The 13,662-nt window shown below is 70.7% G+C and carries 11 protein-coding genes; 10 read left to right on the forward strand and 1 reads right to left on the reverse strand.

The window, feature by feature from the left end:
• Window positions 1-41 precede the first annotated feature (41 nt).
• Window positions 42-920 carry a LysR family transcriptional regulator gene (locus ACGFT2_RS23565; RefSeq protein ID WP_393281441.1) on the forward strand — a complete coding sequence of 293 codons (879 nt, stop codon included), beginning with the start codon at window positions 42-44 and terminating at the stop codon, window positions 918-920.
• 121 nt (window positions 921-1,041) lie between these two features.
• Here ACGFT2_RS23565 and ACGFT2_RS23570 read toward each other — a convergent pair whose 3' ends face one another.
• On the reverse strand, window positions 1,042-2,235 hold the full coding sequence (locus tag ACGFT2_RS23570; protein WP_393281442.1) for an acyl-CoA dehydrogenase family protein: 1,194 nt from the start codon (window positions 2,233-2,235) through the stop codon (window positions 1,042-1,044).
• A 344-nt stretch (window positions 2,236-2,579) separates the two neighbouring features.
• Between ACGFT2_RS23570 and ACGFT2_RS23575 the strand changes: the two genes are divergently transcribed.
• From ACGFT2_RS23575 to phzG, 9 genes are all read left to right on the forward strand, one after another.
• Window positions 2,580-3,371, forward strand: coding sequence for a DUF4239 domain-containing protein (locus tag ACGFT2_RS23575; protein WP_393281443.1), 792 nt, complete (start codon window positions 2,580-2,582; stop codon window positions 3,369-3,371).
• Between the two features lie 241 nt (window positions 3,372-3,612).
• Entirely contained in the window at window positions 3,613-4,356 is a 744-nt protein-coding gene (locus ACGFT2_RS23580; RefSeq protein WP_393281445.1) for a beta-phosphoglucomutase family hydrolase, read from the forward strand.
• Window positions 4,353-6,749 (forward strand): glycoside hydrolase family 65 protein, encoded by a 2,397-nt coding sequence (locus tag ACGFT2_RS23585; protein WP_393281447.1) that lies wholly within the window; start codon window positions 4,353-4,355, stop codon window positions 6,747-6,749. The genes ACGFT2_RS23580 and ACGFT2_RS23585 overlap by 4 nt, the downstream gene beginning before the upstream one ends.
• Before the next feature lie 168 nt (window positions 6,750-6,917).
• Window positions 6,918-7,526, forward strand: coding sequence for a lytic transglycosylase domain-containing protein (locus ACGFT2_RS23590; RefSeq protein ID WP_393281449.1), 609 nt, complete (start codon window positions 6,918-6,920; stop codon window positions 7,524-7,526).
• A gap of 492 nt (window positions 7,527-8,018) precedes the next feature.
• The gene (locus ACGFT2_RS23595) at window positions 8,019-9,194 is read left to right on the forward strand and encodes a 3-deoxy-7-phosphoheptulonate synthase (protein ID WP_393281451.1); all 1,176 of its coding nucleotides are present in this window, start codon (window positions 8,019-8,021) and stop codon (window positions 9,192-9,194) included.
• Between the two features lie 69 nt (window positions 9,195-9,263).
• The gene (locus ACGFT2_RS23600; RefSeq protein ID WP_393281453.1) at window positions 9,264-9,887 is read left to right on the forward strand and encodes an isochorismatase family protein; all 624 of its coding nucleotides are present in this window, start codon (window positions 9,264-9,266) and stop codon (window positions 9,885-9,887) included.
• Window positions 9,884-11,863: an anthranilate synthase family protein gene (locus tag ACGFT2_RS23605; RefSeq protein WP_393281455.1), complete on the forward strand. Its 1,980-nt coding sequence runs from the start codon at window positions 9,884-9,886 to the stop codon at window positions 11,861-11,863. Before ACGFT2_RS23600 ends, ACGFT2_RS23605 begins: the two co-directional genes overlap by 4 nt.
• Window positions 11,864-12,011: 148 nt before the next feature.
• Window positions 12,012-12,851 (forward strand): PhzF family phenazine biosynthesis isomerase, encoded by an 840-nt coding sequence (locus ACGFT2_RS23610; protein WP_393281456.1) that lies wholly within the window; start codon window positions 12,012-12,014, stop codon window positions 12,849-12,851.
• Entirely contained in the window at window positions 12,844-13,623 is a 780-nt protein-coding gene (phzG, locus tag ACGFT2_RS23615) for a phenazine biosynthesis FMN-dependent oxidase PhzG (RefSeq protein WP_393281458.1), read from the forward strand. Before ACGFT2_RS23610 ends, phzG begins: the two co-directional genes overlap by 8 nt.
• Window positions 13,624-13,662: the final 39 nt, after the last annotated feature.

Consider the following 13,662-nt stretch of genomic DNA (forward strand, 5'->3'; position numbering starts at 1 on the left):
CGTCTAACAGATGATTCAGATACTCGGTATCATCATTGGTTATGGAAGTACATCAGCTGCGCTACCTCGCTGCGGTGGTGGACGAGGGCACGTTCACAGCGGCGGCGGCACGGCTGCACGTCAGCCAGTCGGGCATCAGCACGCAGGTGGGCAAGCTCGAACGGGAGCTGGGGCAGCAGCTCCTGGAGCGCTCGGGACGCCATATCCGGCTGACGGCCGCGGGGGAAGCGGTGTTGCCGCTCGCCCGCGAGGCTCTGGAGACGCTCGACGGCATCGAGCACACGGCGGCCGAGTTCGCGCAGGCCACCCGGGGCCGCGTCCGCCTGGGCATGATCATGGGCTGTTCGATTCCCGGCTTCCTGGATGCCGTGGCCGGGATCGGGGCGACGCACCCGGGCATCGTCGTGAGTCTGCACGAGAACGACTCGCGGGCGCTGCAGTCTCAGGTACTCGCCCGCTCGCTCGACCTGGCCCTGGTCGCGTTCGCCGGGCAGACCGAGCCCGGGTTGGACATCAGCGTGATCGTCGACGAACCGATCGCCGTGGTCGTACCCGATGGCCACCGGCTGAACCGGGCCTCCGTGCGGCTCACCGACGTGCAAGCGGAGAAGGTCCTCTGCCTGCCGCACGGTACCGGCATCCGGGAGGCGTATGAGCGCTCGTGCCTTCAGGCGGGAGTCGAACCGCGTGTGGACATCGACGCCAGTTCACCCCAGACCCTGATCGGGCTTGCCCGGCGAGGGGCCGGAGTCGCCGTCCTGAGCCCGTCCTCGGGAGCCGGCGAGGGCCTTCACAGCGTACCCATCACAGACGCCGCGACGCGCGCCTGCCTCGGCCTGGCCATCCGGCCAGACCAGCGCTCCCCGGCTGCCCGGCTCATGCTGGCGAGGCTACGCGTGGCATTCGCACCCGCGGCCTAGTGGGTGCGAATGCCACGCGTAGCCTCCGTGAGGCCAGACGACGCCTCTTCCGGTACTCGCTCACGCACGCCGCCGGACGGGGGCGAGGGCGGGGGAGCCGGCGGACCTCGGGGAGCACCGGTCAGACGAAGGCGCTCTCGCCGGTGATCGACTTTCCGACGATCAGCGTGTTCATCTCCCGGGTCCCCTCGAAGGAATAGATCGCCTCCGCGTCGGCGAAGAAGCGGGCGACGTCGTAGTCCAGGACGATGCCGTTGCCCCCGAATATCTCGCGGGCCCAGGCCACGACCTCGCGCATACGGCCGGTGACATGGGCCTTGGCCAGGGACGAGTGTTCGTCACGGAACACCCCCGCGTCCTGCAGCCGGGCGAGCTGGAGCAGCATGCCCCAGCTCGACGTGATGTTCCCCAGGCTCTTCACCAGCAGGTCCTGCACGAGCTGGAACCCCGCGAGCGGCCGGCCGAACTGCTGCCTCTCCGTGGCGTAGCGCAGCGCCAGTTCGTACGCGCCGATCATGACACCGAGGGCCTGCCAGGCCACACCGCTGCGCGTGGCGCGCAGGATCTCGGCGACCTCACGGAAGGAGGACACGTTCTGCAGCCGGTCGGCCTCCGGCACCCGGACGCCGTCGAGGGTGACGTCCGCGTTCTCGACGATGCGCAGCGAGGTCTTGTGGGCGATCTTCTCTGCCTTGAACCCCGGTGTGCCCTTGCCCACGACGAAACCCTTGACCTGGTCGTCGGCGACGTCGCGTGCCCACACGACGACATGGTCGGCGAACGTCGCGTTGCCGATCCAGCGCTTGGCGCCGTCGAGCACCCACGCGTCACCGTCACGCCGGGCCGTCGTACGCATACCGGCAGCGATGTCGGAACCGTCCAGCGGCTCCGTGAGGGCGAACGCCCCGACGGTGTCCATGCTCGCCATACCCGGCAGCCAGCGGTCGCGCTGGGCCTGGTCGCCTCCGACCTGGATGGCGTACATGGCGAGTCCGTTGTGGACGCCGAAGAAGGTGGCGACGGAGGCGTCGACGCGGCTCATCTCCATGGCCATCATCCCCGACAGCAAGTGGCTCGCGGCGGGGCCGGGTTCGCCGTAGCCCTCGTACGGCAGCCCGACCAGCCCGCTCTCCCGGAAGCGGGTGATCAGTTCCGCCGGGAACGTGCCCTCGGCCCAGTGCTCGGCCACCAGGGGCTGGACCTCTTCGCGCATGAACGTCCGGGTCCTGTGCAGGACCTTGCGCTCCTCCTCGGTGAGGGCTGCCTCGAAGTCGTAGAAATCCGCGGCGTTCTGGTGTTCCGTCAGCGCAGTCATGGGGCCCTTCTTCCACGTCCGCGCGGTGCGATGCGTGGGGGAGGGCTGAACCGCGGTGTGACGTTGCCCGCCGTCGGGACGGGCTCCACGCCGGACCTCCGGCCATCGCAAGCCCGGACTGCGCAATCCAAACCTGCACATGCGAGTACCCGGAGCGCCTCCAGGCGACCCTCTACCTGGAGCGCCTCCAGGGGCACAGGGGTACTTCGCGCTCGCTTCACCCGTTCGGCACTTCGGCCACACGGCCCACAAGACAGGTGGGAAAGGCTCGACGCGGCGAAAATGGCGGGTGGCTGCATTTGGTATCAGCAATAGAGGCGGTTGTGCCTGGTACAGTCGCCTGCGTGGGACTTTGGCTGCTCAACAACCTGAACACTGCCAGCCTCGCGATTCTCATCGTTGGAGGCGTTGTTGTTCTGTCGCTCGCCGCCTGCCTTGTGGCGCGCCGTGTGTTTCCCGCGTTGATCAACGGGGTCACCAATGATGTGTCCCGCACGGTACTTGAGCTGTTCGGAGCCATCTACGGAATCGTCCTTGCCTTCGTCATCGTGACCTTGTGGACCGAACTCGAGCAAGTGCAGGCGGTGGTGACTTCGGAGGCCACGGATCTCGCCGTGATTTCCCGCAACGCGCATTCGTTTCCAGGTGATGTGCAGAAAAAACTGGACGGCGCGATCGGGGGCTACGTCCACGCAGTCGTAGAACAGGCATGGCCGCTGATGCGCGACGGGAAAAACAGCCTCAGCGCGACATCGGGCAAGTTGGAGGCACTGTATGGAGTCCTTCAGGATTATGATCCGAAAAGCAATTCCGAACAGGCTTTCTACAGCGAGTCGGTGGAGCGGCTGAACGATGTGACCGCACAGCGCAGAACCCGCATTCTGGCCGCGACACAACAACTGCCCATCCTCCTGCAGGTCCTCACCTACGGGGGAGCGCTGGTCGTCATGCTGGTCACCTTGCTCTACGGGGTGGAGAACGCCAAGGTGCAGCTCCTCTTCGTGGGGTCGATCGCGTTGCTGGTAGGCCTGAGCCTCACCCTCGTCCTCGTCCTCGACCACCCCTTCGCCGGCGAAGTGAGCGCGAGTCCGCATCCGTTCATGGAGGGCCAGCTGAGGAAATACTGGAGCAGGTGACGCGGCCGAGCGCACGATCGCGCCGCCACCCCTGAGCGGCGCAACACCCACCCGCATGCGTCCGGTGGCCGGCCGGGCGGTACGACCGCCGCACCGTCAGTGCGAACAGCGCCGATCGGTCGCCGGCCGGGGGGTCGGCCGGCCGACGCTTGTGGTCACACCTCGACCGAGCGGGTGCCTTCCGGCGCGCCGGACCGTGTCTCCCCGGCCGCCGGCACCGGTGCCTCCTAGCCTGGTCCGCATGCTGGGGCTTCCTGCTCATGTCCGTGTCTGCCTGTTCGACCTCGACGGGGTGCTCACGCAGACCGCGAAAGTACACGCGGCCGCCTGGAAGGAGATGTTCGACGACTACCTCCGCGAGCGCGCCGCACGCGAGGGAACCTCGTTCGTGCCCTTCGACGCCGTCGAGGACTACGACGAGTACGTGGACGGGCGGCCCCGGGAGGACGGCGTGCGCACGTTCCTCGCCGCTCGCGGCGTGCGACTGCCCGAGGGAACGCCGCAGGACCCGCCGGAGGCCGAGACCGTGAACGGACTGGGCACCCGCAAGAACGACCTCGTGCTCGACCGGATCCGCCAGGACGGCGTGGAGCCCTACGAGGGGTCGGTCCGCTACGTCCACGCCGTGCGGGAAGCCGGTCTGCGCTGCGCGGTGGTCTCGTCCAGCGCGAACTGCCGTGACGTCCTGGTGGCGGCCGGCATCGAGGACCTCTTCGACGAACGGATCGACGGGATCGTGGCACGCGACCGCCGGCTGCACGGCAAGCCCGCTCCGGACACCTACCTGGAAGCGGCCCGCGGGCTGGGGGTACAGCCGGACGCGGCCGCCGTCTTCGAGGACGCGCTGGCCGGTGTGGAGGCGGGCCGGGCGGGACGCTTCGGGGTGGTCGTGGGAGTGGACCGGGTGGGACAGGCGGACCAGCTGCGGGCGCACGGGGCCGATGTGGTCGTACGTGACCTGGCCGAACTTCTGGAGGGGCCGTGATCACCCATCCCAGCTTCACCGTCGAGCCGTGGTGCCTGCGGGAGACCGATCTGAACCTGGACGTCCTCGCGCAGAGCGAATCGGTGTTCGCACTGTCCAACGGGCACATCGGATGGCGCGGGAACCTCGACGAGGGCGAACCCCACGGACTGCCCGGCGCCTACCTCAACGGTGTCCACGAGCGGCATCCGCTGCCCTACGCCGAAGCGGGCTACGGCTATCCGGAGTCCGGACAGACACTGATCAACGTCACCGACGGAAAGATCATCCGGCTCCTCGTCGACGATCACCCCTGCGATCTGCGCTACGGCCGGCTGCTGGAGCACGAGCGGGTCCTGGACTTCCGCTCCGGTGTGCTCAGCCGCACCGCGCGGTGGACCTCGCCCGGCGGGAGCACGGTCCGGATCACCTCACGGCGACTGGTCTCCTTCACCCAGCGAGCCGTGGCCGCGATCGTCTACGAGGTCGAGCCGGTCGACGGGCAGGTCTCGGTGGCCGTCCAGTCCGAGCTGGTGGCCAACGAACAACTGCCCCGCTTCGAGGGGGACCCGCGGGTGGCCGCGGCCACCGATTCCCCGTTGATCGCCGAGGAGGACTTCGCGCAGGGGACCCGGCTGCGGCTCGTGCACCGCACCGGCGGCAGCGTCCTGCGGGTGGGTGCGGCGGCCGACCACCTCGTCGAGGGCCCCGAGGGCACCGGCTGGACGTCGCAGAGCGAGCCCGACGTCAGCCGCCTGACGGTGACCGCGGATCTGGTGCCCGGGCAGCCGCTGCGGCTAATCAAGTTCGTGGCCTACGGCTGGTCGGGGGAGCGGTCGCTGCCGGCCGTGCACGACCAGGTGGACGGGGCCGTGGCGGCCGCGGTCAGCACCGGCTGGGAGGGGCTGGTCGACGCGCAGCGGGCCTACCTCGACCGGTTCTGGGCCGGCGCGGACGTCGAGGTGGAGGGTGACGCGCAGATCCAGCAGGCGGTGCGCTTCGCCCTCTTCCACGTGCTCCAGGCAGCGGCCCGCGGGGAGAACCGGGCCATCCCCGCCAAGGGACTGACCGGGACCGGATACGACGGGCACTCCTTCTGGGACACCGAGTCCTATGTGCTGCCCCTGCTGACGTTCACCGCGCCGGAGGCCGTCGCCTCGGCACTGAGGTGGCGGCACGGGACACTGCCCGCGGCACGCGAACGCGCGCGACAACTCGGGCTGTCGGGCGCGACGTTCCCCTGGCGGACGATCGACGGCGCGGAGTGCTCCGCCTACTGGCCGGCCGGGACGGCCGCCTTCCACATCAACGCCGACATCGCCATGGCCGCGATCCGCTACGTCATGGTGAGCGGCGACACGGACTTCGAGCGCGGCGAGGGGATCGAACTCCTCGTGGACACCGCCCGGCTGTGGCGCTCCCTCGGACATCACGACGCGGACGGCGTCTTCCACATCGACGGGGTCACCGGACCCGACGAGTACAGCGCCATCGCCCGGGACAACCTGTACACCAACCTGATGGCCCGGCAGAACCTGATGGCCGCGGCGGCCGTGACCATGCGCCATCCGGACCGGGCAGCCGAGCTGGGTGTCGACGACGAGGAGGCCGCCGTCTGGCGGGACGCCGCCGCCCGCATGGCGCAGCCGTACAACGAGGCCCTCGGTGTGCACGAGCAGTCGGCCGGTTTCACCCGATTCCAGCGCTGGGACTTCGAGGCGACCCCCGCCGAGCACTATCCGCTGCTGCTGCACTATCCCTACTTCGACCTGTACCGCAAACAGGTGGTCAAGCAGGCCGACGTGGTGCTGGCGATGGTGGAGTGCCCGGACGCCTTCTCCGACGAGGAAAAGGCCCGCAACTTCGCCTACTACGAAGCGCTGACCGTGCGCGACTCCTCCCTGTCGGCATGCTGCCAGGCCGTACTCGCGGCCGAGACCGGGCATCTGCGGCTGGCCTACGCGTACCTCACCGAGGCCGCGCTGATGGACCTGGGCGATCTTGAGCACAACACCCGTGACGGGCTGCACATCGCCTCCCTCGCCGGGACGTGGATCGCCCTGGTCGCGGGCTTCGGCGGCCTGCGCCGCTACGCCGGCGAGGACGGGCAGCAGGACCTGCTGGGCTTCGCCCCCCGGTTGCCCGAGGCGCTGTCCAGGGTGGCGTTCACGGTGCTGGTGCGCGGACGCAGGCTGACAGTGGATCTCGAGCAGACCCGGGCGCGCTACCGGCTGGTGGAGGGCGAACCGCTGGTGGTGCTGCATCACGGGGAGCCGATGACCGTGACCGCCGATGCCGCGGTGGACCGTCCCGTGCCGCCCGCACCGGTGCGCCCCGAGCCGCAGCAGCCACGGGGCCGCCGCCCGGAGGGCCTGCGCGACGCGGATGAAGCCGCGCCGGAGACGCCGGAGTAGCCCGCGGCGCCCGAGGGGCCGCGCCCGCCGCGGGGGACCGCCCCCGAGGCGTCCGGCGGAGCACGGCCCGGCTGATTGAGACTCGCCCGCGGGGGCACGAGACGTCACGCCGGTGCGTGCCCCGGCGGGCCACCGTGCCGGTGGTGGCGAACAGGGAGGATGGGCCGGATGACCGAGGATGTGACCGAGACGGTGGCGGAACGGCCGGGGCCGGCCGAGGGTGACGGCGTCCGGACCCCGCCGCTGCGTCCGGGTGGGTACGACCCGGCCGACTACGCCCCTCTCGTGCTGCGCAGCGCCGCGGAGACGGGCGTGTCACCGCTGCTGCTGATGGGCGTACTCCACAACGAGGCGTACAAGCCGCACCATCCCCTGCTGGAACGGCTGTGGCAGTGGTGGAAGCCCGACGCGTCCTTCGGCATCGCCAACATGCACCGTGCGACGTTCGAGCAGGTGCGGCGGGCGCACGGCCTCGACGGCCGGTGGGAGGACCTGCGCGACGACCCCGCCTTCGCCGTCCACGCCGCGGCCCTGCACCTGGCGGATCTCGACCGCAGGCTGCCGGAACGCCGCACGCGCCGCTACACCCGGGACGAACTCCTCGCCCTGGGCTACAACGCCGGGGAGCGCAACATGCGGGCCTTCGCCCGGGGCGTTCCGCCGGGGCCGATGGCACGCTCCTACCTCCGCCGCCTCCGGCTCGACCGGCACCGGGCGGCCGAGGCCCTGACGACCGGTGCCGGCTCGCCCGGGAGCCGTACCCGCGGAACCCGCTGAACCGGCCCCCTCGCCCCGCCGGTGGCGGGGGGTCCACCGTGCGGCCGGTGAGGAAGGCGGCGAGGACCCGGCACGGCCGGGCGTCCACCTCGCATGCCGACGGGCGCGCCGATGTCCGTGAGGGGGACTGCCGCGATCGTGGCCGCAGTGGCCCGCGGCTGTGGCGGACGGCGTCGGCAGCGCACTGAACAGGGCACCACCGAGCATAATTTACCAACGGATTACCCACGGCATTCCGGAAAACCAGTCAGCCGGTTTTCATATCCACCGATGGGGTCCCGATCGAATACGCCTCGAGTGTTCGTCGACCGTTCGTAGATGTTCATTGCGGACGCTTGTCTCCTGGTGCAGGATCGCGTTCGGGATCATGCGTGCCGAGAGCAACCTGCTGGGATCTTCTCTCCTGTCATTCAGTTGCCTCGAAATCGGAAGACAAGCAGAACCGTGAGTTCATGAACCCCTTCCGGCAGCTGCTCGGTATCGGAGATCGTCATGGAAGACGTCGTACGGGAGATTCGTATCCGCGGGGCATTACAACAGCCCGAATGGAGCGACCTCCGGCAAGTGAGCCGGGTGGCCGAAGCACTCGGGCAACGCCCCACGCTCGTCAGAGCCGACGACGTGGCCGCGCTGAGGTCCCTGCTGGGCAAGGTGGCGCTCGGCGAGGCCATGGTGCTGCAGAGCGGGGACTGCGCCGAGGACCCGGGGGAGTGCACCCGCGACCACGTCGCACGCAAGGCCGCGCTCCTCGACGTGCTCGCCGGGACACTCGGCCTCATCACCGGCAAGCCCGTCCTGCGCGCGGGACGCATCGCGGGGCAGTTCGCCAAGCCCCGCTCCAAGCCCACCGAAGCAGTCGACGGAGTGGAACTCCCCGTCTTCCGCGGCCACATGGTCAACGGCCCGGAGCCCGACCACGACAGCCGCCGCCCCGACCCGCTGCGGATCCTCACCAGCTACATGGCCGCCTGCGACATCGTCGAGCACCTCGGCTGGCGCCACCGTGCCGCACGGCCCGACACCGTCGAGCCGGTGGTGTGGACCAGCCACGAGGCACTGCTCCTCGACTACGAGGTGCCCATGCTCCGCACCGACGAGGCCGGAAGACCGTTCCTCGGCTCGACCCACTGGCCGTGGATCGGCGAACGCACCCGCCAGGTCGAGGGCGCCCACGTCGCCCTGCTCGCCCAGGTGGGCAACCCGGTGGCGTGCAAGGTCGGTCCCGCCATGGAACCCGGCGAGCTGCTCGCCCTGTGCGAACGGCTCGACCCGTGGCGCGACCCCGGCCGCCTCACCCTCATCGCCCGCATGGGAGCCGACCGCGTCACGGACCGGCTGCCCCGCCTCGTCGAAGCCGTGCGCGCCGCGGGCCACCCCGTCATCTGGCTCACCGACCCCATGCACGGCAACACCGTGACGGCACCCGGTGGCCTGAAGACGCGGCTCGTGCCCACCGTCTCGCGTGAGGTCTCCCGCTTCGTGCGGGCGGTGCGCGGCGCGGGCGGCGTCGCCGGCGGACTGCACCTGGAGACCACACCGGACGACGTCACCGAATGCGCCGCCACCGAGGCCGGACTCGACACCGTGGGCGAGCGCTACACCTCGCACTGCGACCCCCGGCTCAACCCGTGGCAGGCCGTCTCCGTGGTCTCGTCCTGGAACACCTGACCCGGCCCCGTGTGCCCGACGTCGCTCTGCGCACCCTTCTTCCGACCAGGCGAGCCAGGAACTGGAGCCATGACCGGCATACCCCCCATCAGCCCGTACCCGCTGCCCGCCGAGGGCGACCTGCCCACGCCCGTCGTGCACTGGAACGCCGAGCCCGGACGCTCGGTCCTTCTCGTCCACGACATGCAGCGGTACTTCCTCACCCCCTTCGCCGACGGCATGCGCCGGGAACTGGTCCGCAACGCGGCCCTGTTGCGCGACCGCTGCGCGGACCTCGGCGTCCGCGTCGCCTACACCGCGCAGCCCGGCGGCATGAGTGACGAACAGCGCGGCCTGCTCAAGGACTTCTGGGGCCCGGGCATGCGCCCCGACCCCGCGGACCGCCAGGTGGTCGACGCCCTCGAACCGGCACCCGGGGACTGGCAGTTCACCAAGTGGCGCTACAGCGCGTTCTTCCGCACCGACCTGCTGCAGCGCATGCGCGCCGAGGGCCGCGACCAGCTGATCCTGTGCGGTGTCTACGCACACGTCGGTGTGCTGGCCACCGCCGTGGAGGCCTTCACCCACGACATCCAGCCGTTCCTCGTCGCCGACGCCACCGCCGACTTCACCCCCCACCACCACCGCCGGGCACTCGACCACGCCGCCGAGTGCTGTGCCCTGGTCACCACGGTCAAGGGGCTGTTCGCATGACATCGCGTCCGCGCCGGGCCCCCGGCGACACAGAGGCCGGTGATCTGCTCGAACAGGTGCTGACCGGGAAGCCGCAGCCGTACGCCCTGCTGCACCGGCCCGCCACGACGGGATCCGGCGTCGTGGAGGTCGTCGCCGGCTCGGTGTCCCTGCCGGCCACCCTCGCCGACATCCCCCTGCCCCCCGCCCCCGAGCCGGGCACCGGCGCGCACCACGAGGTCCTGGTCGTCGTCCCCTACCGGCAGCTGACCGAGCGCGGCTTCGCCTGCGCCGACGACGCCACGCCGCTGGTGGCCATGACGATCACCGACCAGCAGCAACTGCCCCTCGACCGGGTGCTGGCACGCATCCCCGATGTGCCGACCCCGCTGACGGACGCGGACTTCGATGTGGACGACGCGGCCTACGAGGACACCGTACGCCGCATCGTGAAGGAGATGATCGGCACCGGCGAGGGCGCGAACTTCGTCATCAAGCGGACCTTCGTCGCCGACATCACCGGCTACGGCCCGCACAGCGCGCCCGCGCTGTTCCGCCGGCTGATGGAACACGAGTCGGGCGCCCACTGGACGTTCCTGATCCACACGGGTACCCGGATCCTGGTCGGCGCCTCGCCGGAGCGGCATGTCAGCCTCGAAGGCGGTACGGCCGTGATGAACCCCATCAGCGGCACCTACCGCTATCCACCCTCGGGCCCGACCCTGCCGGGCGTGCTGGACTTCCTCGGTGACCGCAAGGAGACCGACGAGCTGTACATGGTCCTCGACGAGGAACTGAAGATGATGGCCCGGATCTGCCCCGAAGGCGGCCGCGCCGTGGGCCCCTATCTGAAGGAAATGGCCCGGCTCGCGCACACGGAGTACTTCATCGAGGGCCGCACCGACCGCGATGTGCGCGACATCCTGCGCGAGACCATGTTCGCCCCCACCGTCACCGGCAGCCCGCTGCAGAGCGCCTGCCGCATCATCCACCAGTACGAGGCGAACGGCCGCGGTTACTACAGCGGCGTCGCGGCGCTCATCGGACGGGACGCCGCCGGACAGCGGTCCATGGACTCCGCCATTCTCATCCGCACCGCGGACATCTCTCCGCAGGGACGCATCGGCATCGCCGTGGGCGCCACCATCGTGCGGCACTCCGACCCCGCCTCCGAAGCCGACGAGACGCGCGCCAAGGCGGCCGGACTCGTCGCCGCGCTGGGCGGCGGCCACAAACAGCGCTTCGCCGAGCACCCCAGCGTGCGCCGGACACTCGAGCTGCGCAACGACTCCCTCGCCGGTTTCTGGCTGTCCGACACCGAGGCCCGGGCCTGCGAACTGCCGGAACTGGTCGGGCGCAGGGTCCTCGTCGTGGACGCCGAGGACACCTTCACCTCGATGATCCACCAGCAACTCAGGTCCCTGGGACTGCACGTCACGGTCCGCCGCTACGACGAGCCGTACGCCTTCCCCGGCCACGACCTCGTCGTGATGGGGCCGGGGCCTGGCGATCCGCAGGAGACCGCGCACCCCAGGATCCGGCACCTGCACAACGCCGTCGACACGCTGCTCGCCGAGGGGCGGCCGTTCTTCGCCGTATGCCTCAGCCACCAGGTCCTCGGGCTCCGGCTCGGACTGCCGCTGCGCCGCAGGACCGTACCCAACCAGGGGGTGCAGAAGGAGATCGACCTGTTCGGCGCCACCGAACACGTCGGCTTCTACAACACCTTCGCCCTGGTCGGCGAGGGGGACACGTTCAACGCGGACGGCGTGGGGCCGGTCCGGGTGAGCCGTGACGCGGCCACCGGGGAGATCCACGCCCTGCACGGCCCCCACTTCGCCTCCCTGCAGTTCCACGCCGAGTCCGTGCTCACCCGGCAGGGGCCACGCATCGTCGGCACCCTCCTGTCCCAGCTGCTCGTCCCGGACCGCATGCCCGACCGCGCGCCCGACCGCATGCCCGACCGTGCGCCCGGCCGCGTCCCGGACCCGGCCTGATCCGCGAGACCCGACCGGAATCCCCCAGACCGCCGGGCCGGTGGCCACCCCCGTACACCGGCCCGGCACCCGCCCGTTCCGGCACCCCTAACGGTGCCGGGACGCGGCGAGGCCCGCACCCGTATCACGAGTGGGAGAACGAGAACCGATGCACACCTACGTCGTCGTCGACGCGTTCGCGCGAGTGCCCCTGACCGGCAACCCGGTGGCGGTGTTCTTCGGAAGCGACGACCTGACCGCCGAACAGATGCAGCGCATCGCACGGGAGATGAACCTCTCCGAATCCACGTTCGTGCTCCGCCCCAGGCAGGACGGCACCGACGCCCATGTGCGGATCTTCACCCCGGTCAACGAACTCCCGTTCGCAGGGCACCCGTTGCTCGGCACGGCCATCGCCCTTGGCGGGCGCACCGACGCCGACCGGCTGCGGATCGAGACCGCCATGGGCGTGATCCCCTTCGCACTCGAACGGGCGCACGGCAAGGTCGTCGCGGCGAGCATGCGCCAGCCGGTGCCCGTGTGGGAACCCTTCGACCGGACGGCCGAGCTGCTCGACGCACTCGGAGTCGGCGCGTCGACGCTCCCGGTGGAGATCTACCGCAACGGCCCGCGGCACGTCCTCGTCGGCTTCGAGAGCATCGAGGCCCTGTCGAAGGTGGACCCCGACCACCGCGCCCTGGCCGGCTTCCCCGACATGGCGACCAACTGCTACGCGGGCTCGGGCGGTGCGTGGCGCAACCGCATGTTCTCGCCCGCCTACGGAGTCGTCGAGGACGCCGCCACCGGCTCAGCGGCGGGGCCCATCGCCATCCATCTCGCCCGGCACGGCCTCGGCGCCTACGGACAGCGCATCGAGATCACTCAAGGCGTCGAGATCGGCCGGCCCTCTCCCATGGGCGCACTCGTGCACGGGGAGGGCGACCGGGTCGACTCCGTCGAGGTCTCCGGCCACGGCGTCGTCACCATCGAAGGGGTGCTCCATGTCTGACCCGTCCCGCGCGAACGACACCTCCGCCGCCGCGCCCGGCGGGCGGGAGGAAGCGCGCAAGGCCTCCGCCGTGGTCGGCGTGCCCGAGGGCGCCGGCGAGACCTCCGCCGCGGCCGGCGGCCGTCCGGGCTCCACCCGCTCCGAATCGCTCACCGCCACCATCACGGTGGACTTCCCCGAATTCCTCGCACCGCCCGCCGAGCCGATGCCGCTGCTGGCGGCCTGGCTGGAGGCCGCCGCCGGCCACGGGGTGCGCGAGCCGAGGGCGCTGGCCCTGGCCACCGCCGACACCCGGGGCCGCACTTCCTCCCGCATCGTCGCGCTCACCTCGGTCACGGACGCGGGGCTGGGTTTCGCCACGCACGCCGACAGCCAGAAGGGCCGCGAACTGGCCGGGAACCCGTGGGCCTCCGGCGTCCTGTACTGGAGGGAGACCAGCCAGCAGATCACCGTGGCGGGCCCCGTGCAACGGCTCTCGGACGCCGAGGCCGAGGCCCAGTGGTCCGCGCGGCCCGTCTTCACCCACGCCATGACGACCGCCTCCCGGCAGAGCCGGCCCGTGGACGACCTCGACCACCTCGCGGACCTGCGGTCCAGGGCCCTCGCACTGGGGGAGTCCCAGCGGCCGCTCCCGCGGCCCCCGGCCTACGCCGTGTACCGGCTCGCCCCCGCCGTCGTGGAGTTCTGGGCCAACGGCACCGACCGGCTGCACGAACGGCTGCGTTACGACCGCACCGACCAGGGATGGCGGTTCAGCCGGCTCCAGCCCTAGCGGCACACCGTGCGCGGCCGCCCGCTTCCCCTGCGGCCG

Origin of the sequence: Streptomyces sp. NPDC048514, from assembly GCF_043199955.1 — a bacterium.
GTDB lineage: Bacteria > Actinomycetota > Actinomycetes > Streptomycetales > Streptomycetaceae > Streptomyces.